The sequence below is a fragment of the Mycoplasmopsis columbinasalis genome (assembly GCF_900660705.1).
GTDB classification, from domain to species: Bacteria; Bacillota_I; Bacilli_A; order Mycoplasmatales; family Metamycoplasmataceae; genus Mycoplasmopsis; species Mycoplasmopsis columbinasalis.
In genome coordinates, this window is record NZ_LR215043.1 from 704,863 (window position 1) to 722,121 (window position 17,259).

The 17,259-nt window shown below is 32.1% G+C and carries 15 protein-coding genes, 2 tRNA genes and 1 rRNA gene; 9 read left to right on the forward strand and 9 right to left on the reverse strand.

What is annotated here, in order from left to right; genetic code table 4:
- Positions 1 to 90: 90 nt before the first annotated feature.
- Positions 91 to 546 carry a 23S rRNA (pseudouridine(1915)-N(3))-methyltransferase RlmH gene (locus tag EXC55_RS02835; protein WP_129623159.1) on the reverse strand — a complete coding sequence of 152 codons (456 nt, stop codon included), beginning with the start codon at positions 544 to 546 and terminating at the stop codon, positions 91 to 93.
- Positions 533 to 2,377, reverse strand: a complete 1,845-nt coding sequence (gene mnmG / locus EXC55_RS02840) for a tRNA uridine-5-carboxymethylaminomethyl(34) synthesis enzyme MnmG (RefSeq protein WP_129623160.1) — start codon at positions 2,375 to 2,377, stop codon at positions 533 to 535. The genes EXC55_RS02835 and mnmG overlap by 14 nt, the downstream gene beginning before the upstream one ends.
- A 114-nt stretch (positions 2,378 to 2,491) precedes the next feature.
- On the opposite strand from mnmG, the gene EXC55_RS02845 reads away from it, so the two are divergent.
- The 6 genes from EXC55_RS02845 (at position 2,492) to EXC55_RS02870 (ending at position 6,891) form a co-directional block, all read left to right on the forward strand.
- A tRNA-His gene (locus EXC55_RS02845) sits at positions 2,492 to 2,567 on the forward strand.
- A gap of 52 nt (positions 2,568 to 2,619) precedes the next feature.
- Positions 2,620 to 2,976 (forward strand): YigZ family protein, encoded by a 357-nt coding sequence (locus EXC55_RS02850; protein ID WP_129623161.1) that lies wholly within the window; start codon positions 2,620 to 2,622, stop codon positions 2,974 to 2,976.
- Positions 2,977 to 2,999: 23 nt separating this feature from the next.
- Positions 3,000 to 3,572 carry a dephospho-CoA kinase gene (gene coaE, locus EXC55_RS02855; RefSeq protein WP_129623162.1) on the forward strand — a complete coding sequence of 191 codons (573 nt, stop codon included), beginning with the start codon at positions 3,000 to 3,002 and terminating at the stop codon, positions 3,570 to 3,572.
- Positions 3,573 to 3,615: 43 nt separating this feature from the next.
- On the forward strand, positions 3,616 to 4,533 hold the full coding sequence (locus EXC55_RS02860; RefSeq protein ID WP_129623163.1) for a hypothetical protein: 918 nt from the start codon (positions 3,616 to 3,618) through the stop codon (positions 4,531 to 4,533).
- Positions 4,534 to 4,544: 11 nt separating this feature from the next.
- Entirely contained in the window at positions 4,545 to 5,639 is a 1,095-nt protein-coding gene (locus tag EXC55_RS02865; protein WP_129623164.1) for a hypothetical protein, read from the forward strand.
- Positions 5,640 to 5,730: 91 nt separating this feature from the next.
- On the forward strand, positions 5,731 to 6,891 hold the full coding sequence (locus tag EXC55_RS02870; RefSeq protein WP_129623165.1) for an MSC_0882 family membrane protein: 1,161 nt from the start codon (positions 5,731 to 5,733) through the stop codon (positions 6,889 to 6,891).
- Positions 6,892 to 6,950: 59 nt separating this feature from the next.
- Here the strand turns inward: EXC55_RS02870 and EXC55_RS02875 are convergent, their stop codons facing one another.
- From EXC55_RS02875 to EXC55_RS02890, 4 genes are all read right to left on the reverse strand, one after another.
- Positions 6,951 to 7,547: a ribonuclease HII gene (locus EXC55_RS02875; protein WP_129623166.1), complete on the reverse strand. Its 597-nt coding sequence runs from the start codon at positions 7,545 to 7,547 to the stop codon at positions 6,951 to 6,953.
- 78 nt (positions 7,548 to 7,625) lie between these two features.
- Positions 7,626 to 8,633 carry a hypothetical protein gene (locus EXC55_RS02880; RefSeq protein ID WP_129623167.1) on the reverse strand — a complete coding sequence of 336 codons (1,008 nt, stop codon included), beginning with the start codon at positions 8,631 to 8,633 and terminating at the stop codon, positions 7,626 to 7,628.
- A complete protein-coding gene (locus EXC55_RS02885; RefSeq protein ID WP_129623168.1) occupies positions 8,633 to 9,562 on the reverse strand; it encodes an RluA family pseudouridine synthase in 930 nt (309 codons plus the stop codon). Before EXC55_RS02885 ends, EXC55_RS02880 begins: the two co-directional genes overlap by 1 nt.
- 341 nt (positions 9,563 to 9,903) lie before the next feature.
- Positions 9,904 to 11,100: a phosphoglycerate kinase gene (locus EXC55_RS02890; protein ID WP_129623169.1), complete on the reverse strand. Its 1,197-nt coding sequence runs from the start codon at positions 11,098 to 11,100 to the stop codon at positions 9,904 to 9,906.
- A 216-nt stretch (positions 11,101 to 11,316) separates the two neighbouring features.
- Here EXC55_RS02890 and EXC55_RS02895 point away from each other — a divergent pair, with 216 nt between their 5' ends.
- On the forward strand, positions 11,317 to 12,099 hold the full coding sequence (locus tag EXC55_RS02895) for a hypothetical protein (protein WP_129623170.1): 783 nt from the start codon (positions 11,317 to 11,319) through the stop codon (positions 12,097 to 12,099).
- Positions 12,100 to 12,280: 181 nt separating this feature from the next.
- Here EXC55_RS02895 and rrf read toward each other — a convergent pair.
- A 5S ribosomal RNA gene (gene rrf / locus EXC55_RS02900) occupies positions 12,281 to 12,386 on the reverse strand.
- A 47-nt stretch (positions 12,387 to 12,433) separates the two neighbouring features.
- Positions 12,434 to 13,117 carry a potassium channel family protein gene (locus EXC55_RS02905; RefSeq protein ID WP_129623171.1) on the reverse strand — a complete coding sequence of 228 codons (684 nt, stop codon included), beginning with the start codon at positions 13,115 to 13,117 and terminating at the stop codon, positions 12,434 to 12,436.
- A 270-nt stretch (positions 13,118 to 13,387) separates the two neighbouring features.
- Here EXC55_RS02905 and EXC55_RS02910 point away from each other — a divergent pair, with 270 nt between their 5' ends.
- Positions 13,388 to 14,878 carry a TrkH family potassium uptake protein gene (locus EXC55_RS02910; protein WP_223211683.1) on the forward strand — a complete coding sequence of 497 codons (1,491 nt, stop codon included), beginning with the start codon at positions 13,388 to 13,390 and terminating at the stop codon, positions 14,876 to 14,878.
- Positions 14,879 to 14,964: 86 nt separating this feature from the next.
- Positions 14,965 to 15,049, forward strand: a tRNA-Leu gene (locus EXC55_RS02915).
- 378 nt (positions 15,050 to 15,427) lie between these two features.
- On the opposite strand, the gene argS is transcribed toward EXC55_RS02915, so the two are convergent.
- Positions 15,428 to 17,056 (reverse strand): arginine--tRNA ligase, encoded by a 1,629-nt coding sequence (argS, locus tag EXC55_RS02920; RefSeq protein WP_129623173.1) that lies wholly within the window; start codon positions 17,054 to 17,056, stop codon positions 15,428 to 15,430.
- Positions 17,057 to 17,259: the final 203 nt, after the last annotated feature.

Consider the following 17,259-nt stretch of genomic DNA (forward strand, 5'->3'; position numbering starts at 1 on the left):
TATTTTATTTAATTTCTCATTTTACTAATAACACTATGAAATAGTACTATTTCTCAAGTGTATAAAAAAACTAAGGTGCAAACCTTAGTTTTATTTATGATATTTACGATTATTAATAATCATAAAACCGCGATAAATTTGTTCAGTGAGCATCACACCAAAAAGTTGGTGGGGAAAAGTCATTTTGGAAAAAGCAAGCCGTGTACAAGTTTTGAAATTTTCTTCCACAACTCCATCAGAACCGCCAATAATAAAAGTTAAATTCGTGTTTTGTTCAATCAAATGCGCAAATTCCGTTGAGCTTTGCTCTTTACCGTTTAGTGATAACAATATCACTTTGTTGTCACCTTCTATTTTGTTCAGAGTAGTTAAAATTTCTTTAGTTTCGCGTTGTTTTTTTTCTTCGATGTTTTTAAATTGCGCAAATTCTTTTACTTCGTAGGTAGTAACATTAGCGAAGATTCCTATTTTACGTATGTATTCGTCAAAAAGTTTTTTGAATTCCGGTGTGTAGGAACCCACATAAATTAGCCTAATTTGTCTCATTTTTCTTACGTGTTGTTTCTAAATAAAAAAGCAACATTTGAATATCCGCTGGATTAATGCCACTGACTCTACTTGCTTGACCGATCGTAGCAGGTTTAATAACACTGAATTTTTGCCTTGCCTCGGTGGCAATATTAGTAACTTGACTATAGTCAATATCGTCAGGAATTTTGTAATTTTCTAAACGCACAGCGCGGTTAGCATCACTTTTTTGTTTTTCAATGTAACCATAAAGACGCACCAAAATGGTAAGTTCGTCTAGATAAGGGAAATCAGGTAAAACATCTTTAGGTTCTACTTCAGGACGAGCTAAAACTTTTAAAAGTGATTGGCCATCTAAAATTTGGTATTTTTGCGCAAGTGGACTTTTGCTTGAAAGATATTGGGTCTTTAGTTCTTCAATTTTGTCATCAATTAAGCGATATTTTTGCGTGATGTTATCAAACTCAGTCTGTGAAATCATTTTGGTCGCTAGTGCATAGTCTGCTAAACGGATGTCGGCGTTATCATTACGCAATAACAAACGATATTCAGCACGACTTGTAAGCATGCGATATGGTTCTTTTGTACCCTTGGTGACAAGATCATCGATGAGCACACCAATGTAAGCGTGATTTCGTAAAATCACTATTTCAGGTTTTTGTTCTAATTTTTGTCCAGCATTAATACCGGCGATTAAACCTTGAGCTGCTGCTTCTTCGTACCCACTGGTACCGTTAATTTGTCCTGCAGTGTATAAATTGTGTACTACTTTAGTTTCTAGAGTTGGTTTTAGTTGTAAGGGATCAATTGCATCATATTCAATTGCGTAAGCTCATTTTTGTACTTTGGCATTTTCAAGCCCGGGAATTGTTTTTATTATCTGAGCTTGGACATCTATAGGCATTGAAGTTGATAAACCATTTACATAAGTAATGGCGCCATCGGCAGTTTCGGGTTCAAAGAAAATTTGGTGTCGTTCTTTAGTGGCAAATTTAACAATTTTATCTTCAATTGAAGGACAATATCTTGGGCCAATACCTTCGATTAAACCTGAATACATCGCACTTTTTGTTAAATTTTCATTTATTACGCGGTGTGTTTCAGGAGTGGTGTAAGTTAAATAGCAAGCAATTTGACGTGGTAATTTGACATTTGATCGACTTGAAAAACTCAAATTAATCTCATCTAAAACTTCTTCTTCGACTTTTGAATAATCGATTGAATCAGAATAGATTCGTGGTGGTGTGCCAGTTTTTAGACGTTGTAAGTTAAAACCTAAATTTACAAGTGACTCACTCAATTTGGAAGTAGTTTTTTCATTGTCTGGACCACTTTTTGTTGTTTCAGCACCACGCAAAATTCTCGCATCCATATAAGTGCCTGTTGTGATAACACCAACTTGAGCATTAATTTGTGAACCGTCTTCGAGTTTTACACCTATAAAATAGCCTTGTTGGTTGACCAAGATAGTTTCAACAACGCCTTCATACAGTGTTAAATTAGGTTGTTTTAAAGCGTCTTGATAAATAATTTGACTATATTTTTCTTTGTCAATTTGTGCTCTTAAAGCACGCACAGCTGGACCTTTTGATTGGTTGAGCATTTTCAACTGAATCATTGCCCGGTCAGCTCATAAACCTTGCATTCCACCAAGTGCATCGATTTCGCGGGTAATAATTCCTTTGGCAGGCCCGCCAATTGATGGATTGCAAGGCATCATACCTAATTTTTGCAAGTTTAGAGTTACTAAAACCGTGTTATGTCCCTTTTTGGAGAGCGCAAAAGCTGCCTCAAGACCCGCGTGTCCTGCCCCGACAACTATTGCATCGTAAGTTAAAATTTTGCCCATAATTTTCCCTTCTGATTAAAATGTGAAAATAATTATATTTTGAATTCAAAAAGTTTTTTGGAATTTAATTCTTTGCTATAATTCATTAGCTAAAAAAGTTAAATTAAAAAAATGGCGAATGTGGTGAAGAGGTTAACACAGCGGGTTGTGGTCCCGTCATTCGCGGGTTCGAATCCCGTCATTCGCCCCATTTTTTTTTTTTTTTTATTTTGATACTTTTTTAAGTCTTGTGTAGGTTAAATATGTTTGAAAAAACAGGTTATTATGAAATTAAAAAATCAAAATTTTATAGTTATGCAACCACTTTAACGCAAAAAGAAGAAGTAGCTCAATTATTTGCTTATTTAAAAAAAGAACACAAAAAGGCCAGACATATTTGTTATGGTTATATTTTAGTTGACGGACAAAATTTACATTCGCAAGGTTATGACGATGGGGAACCATCAGGTACTGGTGGTAAAGCAATTCGTGAATTGTTATTTGTAAAAAATATTAGAAATAAAATCGTTTTTGTAATTCGTTATTTTGGTGGAATTAAATTGGGATGAGAAGGTGTTAAAAAAGCTTATAAAGAAGCCGCCAAGTTAGTGTTAGACTAATTGTTTATGCTAAGATATAAATTATGATAGCTGTGATAGGAAAAATTGGCGTTGGAAAATCAACTTTTTTAAAGCAATTAAAAAACTACGGTTTTAAAATTTTTATTGCCGATGATTTTATTCGCGATCAGTACCGCAAAGATGGTGTTTTATACAAATTGTTAATAGAAACTATTGGTTTAAATATTTCTAATCAACAAGGTATCAACAGACAAAAATTAAGAGCTTGAGTTAACGAACAACCCTATCATTTAGCCATATTAGAAAAATTAATTTATCCTGTCTTGACTACGCATTTAAAACAAATTCATTATGATCTTGCTGAATTGCCAGTTTTAAATTCCCCTTATGCCGATTTTGCTCAATTATTCGATACTATCTTGTGATTAGATGCGCCATCTTGAAAACGTATCAAAAATTTAAAAAGCAGAAAAGTAAACGCTTGAACGATCAAAAATTTAGATAAATTAAACAACCCTGTGTTTGTCGTTAACAAATTTAGAAAAAGTAAAAACATTATTTATCTTAAAACAACAAAGTTACGTAATTGCGCAACTTTTTTTAAAATACATCAATTGCTAAAAAACTTTTTGTAAAAGAATTTAAGTTATATTATTAATTAAAAGATGAGGCACCAAAATGAATAACGTTTTGAAGTATCCAAAATTTAAAGTTGCAGCAGAAAAATCTTTAGAATATAGTGATTTTTACAATTTACGGACTTATTATGGACCTGTAATGGGTTCTCTTTCGGTGTTTTTGTATGAAATTTTGAATGACTCGATATTTGAATACGGAGAATTAGAAAAAAAACTTGACTTTGCTGAACTTGCTACAAACAATAAAATTTTGTTGTCTAAATTAGATATAGCTCGACTTAAATTGATGACACTAGGGTTACTGGAAATTTACCAAAATGATGATGAGAAAGAATTGCTGTTTTTATTAAAAAAACCAAAAAATTTGAATGAAATTAAAAACAACCAATTACTTCAAGATCTTTTAATTAAAGCCTTAGGTGCGGAAAAAACAAAATTACTCTTACAAGAAAAAAAGAAAAGTTCAGCAAAGTGATTGAATTTCCAAAATGTTACTTTATCATCTGCAGAAATTTTTGGTGTAACTGAAGCCACTACAAAATCTGTTGACTTAATTTATGAACGACTACTAGAAAATAAGTATTTTGATAATTTAATTGAAAAATTTAACGATGGCAATTTGTATCGAGCTATTTTGAAAGAAAGTTTTCCTGAGTTTTACTTAACTTTCAAAACTAACGAACCTTGAGAACAAATTAACAGATTTATGCAGCAAAACGGTAGACTACTTAATAATCCGTTGACAAATCTTTTAGCTTTTTCTTTTTACGCTACTAAAGGTTTTATAGACTTAAAGTCTTTGTGAAAAATAGTTCAATATAAAACAAAGTATGGGCGCTTAGAATTTTATCTTGTAGAAGAAGATTTCTTAAGATATCTTAAAAATAAAAAAAGCTTATTTGCAGCTAAATACGAGCAGTTTAGAAAAGATTACATAGAAAGTTTAAAAAATCATTAAAGGTAGTTTAAATGAACGAATTGTTATATAAATTATTGAATAAAAATTCAAAACGAAAATTTCAATCAAAGCCACAAAATACTCTTGATGCAGAAAAGGAATCTTTGGTTGAATCTTTGACAGAAACAGATTTTGAAATCCAAGAAACTTCACTGCCTGCTGATGTGCAACAGAAGTTAATTGGAAACGTTTTTAACCACTCAAAAGAAGATTTCGTTTTTTCAAATCAGAGTGAACACCAAAATTTCATAACGAATTTAGATTTTTTAAATAAATTAACTATTAACAAAATAATTTCTTATGTAAGGTCGTTTAAAGAGTTACAAAAAACACTCAAAGATTTGCAAATAACTGATGCAGAAATTGAGCAAAATGCAATTAAATTTTTAGAAATAATCGGCGAATTTTCTAAAGAGATTGATCAAAGATATACATATTTAATAAAACGTGACGAAAATAGCAACTTAGTTTTCAAGAAAAAAATAATGAAAAATAGTGTTTTTTGAACATCCTTGTTTAAAAACATCAACATTGTTGGTCGAGAAATTTCAGCACCTAACCCTAAATATTCATATGCAAAAGTACGATTAGTTGACAAAAACGGTACGCAAATTCGTGAAAAAGCAATGGTTGCAATTTCTAAACTTTTAGAAAAAGATAGTAGCGAACCACCTCGTAATTTCTTCCTTTCAAGTGCTTCTGATTATCCAAGTTTACTTTATTTTTTACAAGCATCATGTAACGAAATTAGTGTCAAGGGATTCACAGTTGCGTATATCCTTCTAGACGATTTGCAACACTATATTTACAAATGCATTAATGAAAAACAAAACTTTACTGATTTAATTTCAAAACTAGCGCGAGTAGATTTTTTGTTTCTAGCAAATTTTGATAGTGTAAAGCCAAGTGATTTTTTCTTAAACAACATTTTACAAAAAATGCTACGGCGTAGATACAGCGCACAAAAAGATACTATTATTGGTTCACAACGTCCTTTTGCTTGAGTAGAAAAAATGTATACAAAAACTAGTAAAGAAGACGCACAGGAAGCAATCAAAAATTTTTTCATTTATTTAAGATCTACTTGTGAAGAATTTAGTTATTAGCACTATTTTGTAAGGCCAAAAAACATTTTAAAGTCTGCTTTGTATTGTTATAATAATACATATCTTTTTGTTAATGTTAAAAGGAGAACAAATGAACGACAGAAACCAAAGACGCTTTAAATCTCCGGATAATAATTATCAACAAACGAATTATCAAAATCCACAACAATATAATCAAAATTATCAACAAACACCGCAACCAACTTTCAATCCTCAGTACCAACAACCAGTACAACCAAATTATCAACCACAATATCAACAACCAATTGCACCGCAATATCAACCAGTACCACAACCAACTTTTCAACCGCAATATCAACAACCGCAGCAACCAACTTTTGTGCAACCACAACAAATGCCACCACAAGCACCTGCGGCAACTCAACAAGTTTTTCCACCACAAAATTTATTTAACAACCAACCGCAAACACAAAATGTTCCAAGTATCAATATGACTAACGAAAGCTTGGATCGCTTGCAAAAAACGATTAAATTTGAAAAAACTCTTACAACAATTGGCTTAATAATTGGTTTATTAATTTTTCTTGCAGGTTCAATTTTCTTTGCTTTGGCTTATACGCAAACTACTAGTTTATTCCCTAAAAAAGAGGGACACTATAATGGTTATTTAATCTTGACTGGTTTTGTCTTATTTGTTGGCTTTGCAATTTTGTTACAAAACATTTTTGAAAGAAAAAGATGGAATTCGATTTTAAGGTCGGCTAAAAGAGCTAAAGAAACAAGTGATGTGCTCAATTACAGTGTTGCCTTTAATAGTATGCTTAAAAGGCTAGCGCTTAAAGAAGTTAATATTATGTGAATTGTCATCTTTTTAGTAACTTACTTGGGTGTCTTTGCAGGAATTGTTTGAGGACTTTATTCATCGGGACAATGATTCTATGAATCAGAAGTTTTAAAAATCAACTTTGACTGACCGAAATGACTTGATAATGCTTTCACAAGCACGAGATTGTTATGCTGAATTATTTTTGGAATTATTTGTGGTCTTATTGGTTTGTTCATTATTATGAAAATCTTTGACAAGAAGAGAAGTCAAGGTTTTGAAATGTTTTTAGGTGCTGATGCAACTGCCATTTTAGCTAATGTTTCCGCAGAAAAAAGACACCGTAACAAAATTTGACTTTGAACTTATATCATTGCCGTAATTCTTACAATTTTATTACCACTTGCAATTCTCTTCTTTATTGGTTGAAGATCAATCAAAAGAAAAAAAGTTGTGGCAAGTAAATAATTATTTTCAATTCATTGCAAAATTAATAAAAAATCACATTTGCACGAGGCAATGTGATTTTATTTTGTGTCTGAGCCGAATTTATAGCTTAAACGGTGAATTCCCTTAATTTTACCAAAAGCATTAACTGCATCTAAATGCGCTTTTGTACCATAACCTTTATGTTTCGCAAAACCATAATTCGGATACAACTTGTCAAGTTCCAGCATAATACGGTCCCGAGTAACTTTAGCTAAGATTGAAGCTGCGGCAATGGTAATACTCTGAGCATCCCCCTTAATTAAATTCTCCTGCGGAATTGGAGTATTAGGAATTTGTTCAAAATCAGTCAAAATAAAAGTTGGTTGTGGTGTAATGTTTTGAGCAATTTGCCGCATTCCGTTACGTGAAGTTTGTTTTGGATTGTGTTGGTCGACATATTCTGGTTCAAAAATCACTACTTGGTAAGCAATAGCATCATTAACAATAACGTTGTACAAAGTTTCGCGTTGTTTTGGAGTTAGTTTTTTCGAATCATTAATGTGAGGGTTTTGATAGTTAGGCGGAAAAATCACACCTGCAACCACTAATGGTCCAGCAGGGCACCCTCGTCCTGCCTCATCAAGCCCCAAAATTAACCTGTGTTCTTGTCAGAGTTTCTTTTCGTATTCAAGCATATGTGAATTATATAGAAAAATGCTCCCGCTGGAGCATTTGTGTTTTGATTCGATTAATTCTAAGTTAATTTAATCAAACTAATTAGTTGTCTTACCATCAACAATATTTAAGATTAAGTCGATTAAGTTTTGACGTGACATTTGTTGATAACCGAAAATGTTAAGTTTTTGTGCAACTTGATGTAATTGTTCATCCGATAAAGCTTCAAGTTTTTGTCTTGCCACACTATTGGTTGTTTCGGCTTTAGCTTCTGCTTGTTGAGTTGAGTTCGAGTCTGTTTGGTTTGGAGCATCTTCTTCAGTAAATTGTGCTGCTTGTTCTTGTGCTCTTGCTTGACTTTGACGATCTAAATTAAAGATCGTGCTAAAGAAGTCATTTACGTTTGAATTGCCATTTTGTTGATTTTGTTGCAATAACTTCATCAATTCTTCGGTTTTTTTGGTTTGATGAATCCGAATGAAAGCAAATCTAATGTATTTATTTTCGCGTACAAATAAAAAGTAACCTAAAATCATTAAACCAATTGAAACAAATACTAGAATAGAAGGCACCAAGAAGTAGTAAGCTTGTTTGAATGCTGTGGAGCGATTCACAAGACTTAAAACAATATTCACAAAGTTAATTAAAGTAAAGAACGAATAAATGTAAGTTGCTGAAATTCTAATGTTTGAAAAGTCTTTTTGTTTGTAACTATCAAAAACCCCAAGACTGTATAACACGACTCCAATTGCCATAATACCAACATTAATACCAGTAAGAGTTACGTTAGTGTTAAAAGCATTTGCGGCTGTTTGAGCAGGGTTTGGGTCAGATGAGTTGCTTAATTCCAGAATATAGTCATTGATTTGCAAGTTTTTGAATACAAGTGTGAGGATTAAGATTGCTAAGTAAATTAACATACTTAAAACCATAAAGACTAGTGTGCCAACAATAAAATACCTAAACTTAGATTTTTCGTATTGTTTTCACATTTCTTCAATGTTTAAAATGGGGTTACGAACATAGTCTCGATTATATTTATTCGCAAAAAAGTTGCCCAAACCGGCAAAATGTTTTTTGCGTTCTCTTTGTGGTCTATTTTCCATTATGAACTCCTTTGAATTGGTTCTAGTGATTTTAGTTCGTTAAAATCATATTCAGCAATATCAAACTCAGGAGGTACTTGAGCAAAGAGTTCAATTTTTTGCTGTGTTTTTGGGTGAATAAATTCAAGTTTGTAAGCGTGTAAACGTTGATTAAAATCATCAACTTTTGAACCATAAGTTGCATCACCATAAATTGGATGTTTTATGTGAGCTAAATGAACTCTAATTTGGTGTGTGCGGCCGGTTTCCAACTCACAACGAATTAGTGTGTAAGGATGATTTTCAAAATAAAAAGTTTTTAAAACTTCAACATATGTAATCGCATTTTTACCATCGCCATCAACACCAATTAATTTACGGTCTTGGCGCGAACGAGCTAACGGAATATTAATTTTCATTAATTTATGCGGTATTAAACCTTCGACAATGGCAATATATGATCTATTGATCTTATGTTGTTTCAACATTTGGCCTAAAGCATTATGAATTTCGTTGGTTTTCGCAACTAGCAGTAAGCCGCTTGTATCTTTGTCGATGCGGTGAACAATTCCCGGACGAAATTCGCCATTTGCATCTGAGAGTTGTTTAAAATGATGAATTAAACCGTTAACCAATGTGTCATTAAAGTGTCCAGGCGCTGGATGTACAACGAGATTGCTCGGTTTGTTAATAACAACTAAGTCATCATCTTCGTACAAAATGTCAAGTTGCATTGCTACTGGTTCAACTGTCGTTGTTTTTTCAAGCAAATACGCAACTTCAATAACGTCATTTTCTTTCACAGGAAAATTTTGTTTGGTAACAACGTTATTGTTAACCTTGACTGCGCCTTGTAAGATAAGTTCTTTTGCATCGTTTCTTGAAATTTCACTATTATTTGCAAGATACTTATCCAAGCGTTCATTGTAGTTAACTGTAATTCTAATCATAGCTTAATTATAATAAATAAGGCAATAACGAAAAATAAAAATAAAAAAATTTTGCAAAAGACATAAAGACTGCTAAATTTAAAATTTATCTTTACTAATAAGCCTATTTTATAGTAATAAATCTTAAAATGAAAATTTTTTTGTTTTTCAGAATTTTATATAGAACCTACTTTTTTTTACTTTCAATTTTTAGTTGTTAAACTTTTTGAAAAAGACTTTTTGTTGCTGCTTTTTATTAGTTAAACAAAATTTTTTTCAGCTAAGTGAATTTAAGACAAAACTGGGGAAAGTACTCATCTTTTTATATTTTTTTATTAAAAAAAACAAGCAATTGCTTGTTTTTAAGTTCTTTTTCTAATAATTTTCAAAGCTGGTAATTCTTTTCCTTGTAAGAATTCAAGTGTTGCACCACCACCAGTTGAAATGTGAGTAAACAAATCAGTTAAACCTTCGTTTTCGATTGCAGCAACACTGTCGCCACCGCCGATAAAGGTTTTAGCATCTTTGAGCGAGCCTAAGATTTTTGCAATTCCCACTGTACCTTGTTTGTAGTTTTGAAACTCAACAACACCAGCAGGACCATTTCATACGACTGTCTTTGCGTTTGGAAGTTGTTCTTCAAATAATCTAAGTGTTTTTTCACCAATATCAAGTCCCATTAAATCATCACTAATTTCGTTATCTTGAACAATTGGGTAAGAATCTGTAAAATCGCTAGCACATTTAAAGTCAACTGGTAAAACAACTTTTGTACGATATTTTGCTAAAAATTCTTGTGCGAATTTAACGTTTTCATTGTCAACAATTGATTTACCAATTTTCTTGCCATCAGCTTTCATAAAAGTAAATGCCATACCACCAACAATGAAAATTTTGTCAACTTTTTTAATTAATGATTTAAGCACAGGAATTTTGTCGCTAAGTTTGCTCCCGCCAACAATAGCATAGTAAGGTTTTTCTGGTTTTTTGGTTAAATATTGCAAGTTTTTTACTTCTTTTTCCATTAACAAACCAATAGCTACTTCATCAGCATATTCAGCAATACCGTAAGTAGATGCATTTTTTCTATGTGCCGCCCCAAAAGCGTCGTTAACATAGACTTGACCAAGACGAGCTCAGTATTTTGATAATTTTCAGTGACTTCTGCTTTCGGCTTTGTTTCTTAAATCTTCAAAACGAGTGTTTTCTGCTAAGACAATGTCGCCTGGTTTCATTCTCATAATAGCGTGTCTTAACAATTTACCACTTGATTCATCAATGAAGTTAACTGGTGTGCCAAGTAAACGAGCAAGTTCACTTGCTACTGGTGAAAGTGTATTTTTCGCTAAATCTGCTTCAGTTTTAATGCGACCAAGGTGTGAAAAAATTACAATTCTAGCTTTTTTTTCTAACAAATATTTAATTGTAGGTAATGCTTCCACAATCCTTTTGTTAGAAGTAATCACGCCATCCTTAATTGGAACGTTAAAGTCAGTACGTAAAAGTACCACCTTTTCTTCAAGTTTAAGACTATCAAGCGTATTCATTCTTTTTGCCATATTAATCTCCGTCTCTCTTAACTAAGGTACTAATTCATATATTATATTAAATATCTTTAGTACAAAGAGTTTTTCACGTTGCAAATGCAAAGGGGAGAATGAGCTAAAAATCAATTATTCTCAAACACGTTAACTTGAAATAAATTCCCATCTTTTGGTTTACCATAGCAAAAAGTTATAAAATCAAACTAAAGTTAAAACCGAAAGAGATGAACTGTGAGTGTTAACATTTTAAGAAAAATTCCTATCACTACTTTAATTGCGGGTGTGGCGGCAGTATTTAAACACTTTGAAACAAAGTGCAAAGAACAAAAGTTGGATTTCTTTCTAACTAGAAATGAATCAGCTGCTGAAACAGAGGTTAAAACAAAAAACCTCAAAGGTGTGGTTTTAGTTTGTTTCAAAGTTGAAAATTTGTGACACTTGGCGGGTTTACATTACTTAGACCCAATTTTTAAACGTCTCTATGGGTTAAGAATAAAAAATAAAACCAATAACAAAGTTGTTTATAGTCCCGATTTTAGTACTTACTTCGACAAACTTTTAATTAATTTCTACAAGAAACCAGTACATTCGAAGAAAGGTTTAACCTATTTTACTGATAAATTTTTAAAAACGTTTTTGCAAGAAAATTGAGCTAAGTTCGGTTTGCAGAAATCAAAGTTAAGAATTAAAAGTCCTGATTATTATTTTTATAATATCAAGTCTCGTTTGCTTAGTTTTATTCAAGTGATGGGCAAAATTATCGATACTAAAAACTATGGTCTCAAATGATATCGCTGCAAACTATACAACAAGGTCAATGTTGATTATTTTGTCATTGAAAACACGCTTATGAAATCAAAAATAGCCTTGGGTATTAAGCAAATTTCAACAAAACAATATCGTTATCACACTTTTGTGCCAATTACAGTGCGTTTTGAAGTTCCTCTTAAGCAATTACGAGAACAAATTGTTTACGTTAACACAACAAGTTATAAATTCAATATGTTCCCATAGTGGATATTCTAACAGTGAAAAAGGTATAATAATCTCGAGTGGAAGAAAAATTCTAGGATATAATCCTCACCCGCCGCCGGGCACTCGTTAATCAAATAATAGAGGAATACGAAGAGACAGCCGACAGTTATATTGCCAATGTTGCTTGTCTCCTTTTTTATGCTTTTTTAAAAAAAATAAAAAAAAGCACCGCCCTATTTTCACATCTCTGCTATCGTCGGCACTAGAGGGCTTAACTACTGAGTTCGGAATGGGGTCAGGTGATCACCTCTGCTATAGGCACTTGTGGATATTATTATAAATGATTTTTTAAAAATCAAAGAATTTTTTTATTTTAATTTTCGTCGTTGCTAATTATTTCTAAAGCGTGCGTAACATCTTCGATTTTTCCTAAAATCGTGAGTAAGTCATCGGTTTTGAGTTCTGTGGTACCTGTTGGTAAAATGAAATTAGTTGAACGTTTAATTAATACCACCGAAATTTTTAATTCGTGAAAGTTTGCATCTTTAATCATTTGGTCGTAGAAATCGTGATTACGTAAAACAACTTGAGCAGTTACAAACCCACCGCCAGCATCTTGCATGTTTTTTGAATACTTAATGAAATTAGAGTTTGTCGCGATTAAAGCGGTTCTAATTCCAGCTTCGAATTCAGGTTCAATAATAATGTTGGCACCAATTTTTTCTAGCACAAGAGCGTGTCTTTTTGATGTTGCACGAGCAATGATGTTTTTCACATTTAATTCTACTAAAGTAGCCACAATTTCAATGTTATCTGACAAAGCAACAATGATTGTGTCGATTTCATTAACTTTTAGTGATTTGAGAGCTTTAATGTCCGTAGCATCAGTAATAACAATTTTTTCTGTAATATCGTTAAATTTTTTAAGGTTTTCTTCGCTTTTATCAATCAAAAGTAAAGAACATTCAGACTTGGCAAGTTGTGAAATTACGGCTGAACCAAAACGACCAGCACCAATCACACAAATGTCCTGAGGTTTACGCAACAACTTTCTCATAATTTGCTCCTTTGATGCAAATATTTTACTATATTTAAAGCAAAGCTTAGTTTGACATCAAGTTAGCTTTTCATTCCAAAACTAACAAATTTTGTTCGAATCTTAATGACAGCGAATTGAAGCAAAAGAAAAAAATATGGTTTTTGTTTGAGATAAATATAAAATATTGATATGTCAAATTGAAAATGGCAAAATAGGTTACGCAATAGTTGACTTATTAAATCACTTCAAAAATATAATAATTTTCGACACAGGACAAACAAAGTAAGGATGATTTTTACAGTTTATTTAATCATCGTACTTGTGTCTGCTTTTTTATTGTACGCGCCTATAACACACTCGTATCGGTTTAGTGGGTGAAATTCAGTTTCGTTTTTAGATGCTTTGTTTACCTCGGTATCAGCATTTAGTGATACTGGTTTAGTAACCAAAAACACATTTGAAACATGAAATGTTTTTGGGGAAGTTATCATCGCATTTTTGATTTTAATTGGTGGCGTGGGTGTTTTTGCACTTAAGATTTACATCTTTAACATTTTGTTTTTTAAAAAGAAAACAGCTTTGAAGGAATTAGAGCTTGTTTCCACAGAACGAAGCTCTTCGAATAGTCGCGAGGTGAAATCAATCATTGTGATTTCTATTTCTATTTTATTTATTGTTTGAATTGTTTTTGGTTTTATACTTACTTTTTACTTTTATTTCAACCAACCAGAAATTGTTAAAGCGCAGCAACTAGTCCCAGTTGAAGATACAAAAAATTTCTTTGATTATGCGCCTGTTGGCAAATTTGTGTCGCCTTACAAAAATATTGGAATTAGTTTTAGGTATGGATTCTTTCATGCGATCAGTGCACTAAATAATGCTGGTTTCGATATTATTGGCGACAATTCTTTATTTGCTTATTACTACAACATTTCGCTACAAGTGATTTTTGTTATTTTACTTGTCATTGGTGGTCTTGGTTATCCAGTTATTCACGATATTTTTAATTACTTTCGCTATAAATTTCAAGGTAACAAAAGAAAATATCAATGACAATTAGTGACTAAAATCAGCGTTTGAACCTATTTCATAGTGACATTAGTTGGTTTCTTACTTTTAATTGCCTTTGAAGTTTCCTCAAAACGTTCAACTTCATTTTGAAATGATACTAAGATGTTTTATGGCACACACGGTAAACGAGTTTGGTCTTTACTTTTTATAAGTTTTTCTTCTAGAAGCGCTGGTTTTGCAACCTTTCCGATGGAAGCTCTTTCATCACCATCTAATTTCATAGTTACTGTGTTAATGTTTTTAGGCGCTGCTCCATCATCAACTGGTGGGGGAATTCGCACCACAACTTTTGCCATTATTATCTTAACTTTAATTTCCAGAATTATGGGTCGCCCATCCGTGCGAGCATTTAAGAGAAAAATAGCAGACTCAAGCGTTCGCAATAGTTTTCTTGTATTTTTAACCGGCATTATTTTAGTTTTAACCGGTACGTTTATCATTTCGACATCTTCTACAAATTATGGCGGTGCAGCAGACGCGACCAAATTTCACTTCCAACATTACTTATTTGAAGTTGCTTCAGCCTTCGGAACTGCCGGTTTAACTACTGGAGTTACTGCGTATTTAAATGTCGTAAGTAAAATTACAATGATTTTTATTATGTTTATTGGACAATTCGGTATTAGTTCCTCAATTCTTGTCTGAGGTCGAAAACGTAATTATACTTATCGTTATGAATACTTAACTCAGGAAGTCATAACTGGATAAAAAGCGAGTCAGAATCACAATAATAATTTAAAAAATATTTTACAAATTTTTACGAAATTAAAATTTTAGTGTAAAATATTTTACACGCCCGAGTGGTGAAATTGGCAGACACGCTAGACTAAGGATCTAGTGGAGCAATCCGTGCAGGTTCAAGTCCTGTCTTGGGCACCATTTGTTTTTAACGCCGTAAGTAAAACCAGAAAATTTCTGGTTTTTTATTTATTTTTTATTGTTATTTTTCGTCTAAAAACGCATAAGCACATCTGACTTAATTAAAAGATTTATTTTTAAACAAAAAATTCTTGAATTAAAGAATTTACGTAAAAACTTATTTTTCTAACATAATTTGCAGAATTTAAAAGGAGTAAACTGACTTCTTCAAAAAAGTGAAAAATTTTTCTTCACTAAGAAACATCAAATTCACAAATAAGTCTATTTTATATATGTATTAGTGACAAAGAAGATTATTACCTTCCCAATAATTTAAAGATTAAAAATCGAAAAAATGAGTTTCGACAGCAATAAAAAAATGTGCCTCAGCACATTGATTTACATATTTTCTAAGATTTCGATACCAATTAATTTCATACCGTTTTCAATTGTAATGTTTACTGCTCTTACTAAAGCAAGTAAACTTTTTTCATTTTCGTTACCGATGATTTTATCTGTGTTTGAGTATCATGAATTAAATTCTTTGGCAAGTTTAATTAAATATTGAGTCAACATGTTGGTTAAATATTTATCTGCTGACTTTTGCACAACTTCAGGAAATTCAAGAATAGTGTTGATAAGTTTTTCGTCAGTTTGTAAATCGTATTTTTCAGGTATTAATTCTTCTAGTTTGTAATTTGATTTAGAAAGTAAAGTTTTGGCACGTGCATTAGCATATTGTACAAGCACAGCAGGGTTGTCGTTAGTTTTACTAGTTGCAATTTCAATATCAAAATCCAATTTTGAGTTAAATGTTCTATCTAATAAAATAAAACGAGCACTGTCTTTACCAACTAAATCAAGAAATTCTCTTAAGAAAAATGTGGTACCTCTACGTTTTGACATCTTAAATTCTTCACCATTTTTCATAAGACGCACAAGTTGCATACACAAAATAATAAGATTTTCAGGTTTGTGACCAAGGTTTTCCATTGCAATTTGCATTCTTTTTACATAACCAGAGTGGTCACCGCCTCAAACGTCCATCACAATACCGTCTTGACCACCAGTTTTATTGAATTTGATGTTGTGATATGCAATGTCTGGTGTGAAGTATGTGTATTCACCATTGCTTTTAATTAGTACACGATCTTTATCATCGCCGCTAGCAGTAGTCCTTAATCAAGTAGCTCCATCTTTTTCATAAACATTATTTAACTTTTTAATTGCTTCTTTAATAATCTTTGAATCATCGTTGTAAAGTGAACGTTCACTGTATCAAGTATCAAATCACACGCCAAATCTTTTGAGATCGCGCTCAATTTCTGCTAAAAATAAGCTTAAACTATCATCTTTAAAAATTTTTAACACATCAGGTGTGAGTGTTGCGCCTTTGAATTTATCACCATATTTTTTATGAAATTCTTCAGCAGCTCAGATAATGTCTTCACCGTGGTAAGCCTCTTCAGGCATAGGAAAATTTTGATCAAAAAGTTGTTGATATCTTGCAAAAACTGAGTTGGCCAACATATTGATTTGGTTACCAGCATCGTTAATGTAATATTCACGTTCAACTGTCATGCCAGAAAATTCAAGAATGTTTGCAAGTGTCGAACCAATGGCAGCATTTCTTGCGTGGCCAATGTGTAAAAACCCAGTTGGGTTAGCTGAGACAAACTCAACGTTAATTTTGCCGCTTTTGTTACCTCTACCGTAGTTGCTGCCAAGTTTCAACACTTCACTAAGGCCTTGAACTAAAGAATTTTCACTTAAAAAGAAGTTTAAAAAACCTGGCCCGGCAACTTCAATTTTACCAATGAAAAGTTCCGCTTTTTTTGGTTCTAATTTAGCAATAATTTCTTTGGCAACTTCCTGTGGGTTTCTACCTTTGTTCCCCATAGCCAAACTAGTGGCAAAGTCGGCATATGATTTTGGCTCGGTAAATATTACTTCCTTTTCTAGTCCGAGTTCGTGTGCAATTTGTTTAAGTTCAATTAAAATTTTTTCTTTGACTGCTACTTTGTTCATAATTTGAAATTTTACTATAAATATTTCGTTCGTGTACTATAAGGACTGAAAAGAGCGATTCAATCGTTTTTGAAGAAAAAAATAATTAATTTTATCACAACACAAAAAATACAAAATAAAAATGGAACTTTTCACATAGTTTTTGCATTTTTTGTGATTCTTCATACAAAAAAAAAAAAAAAAAAGTATACTATCTTTGCCAA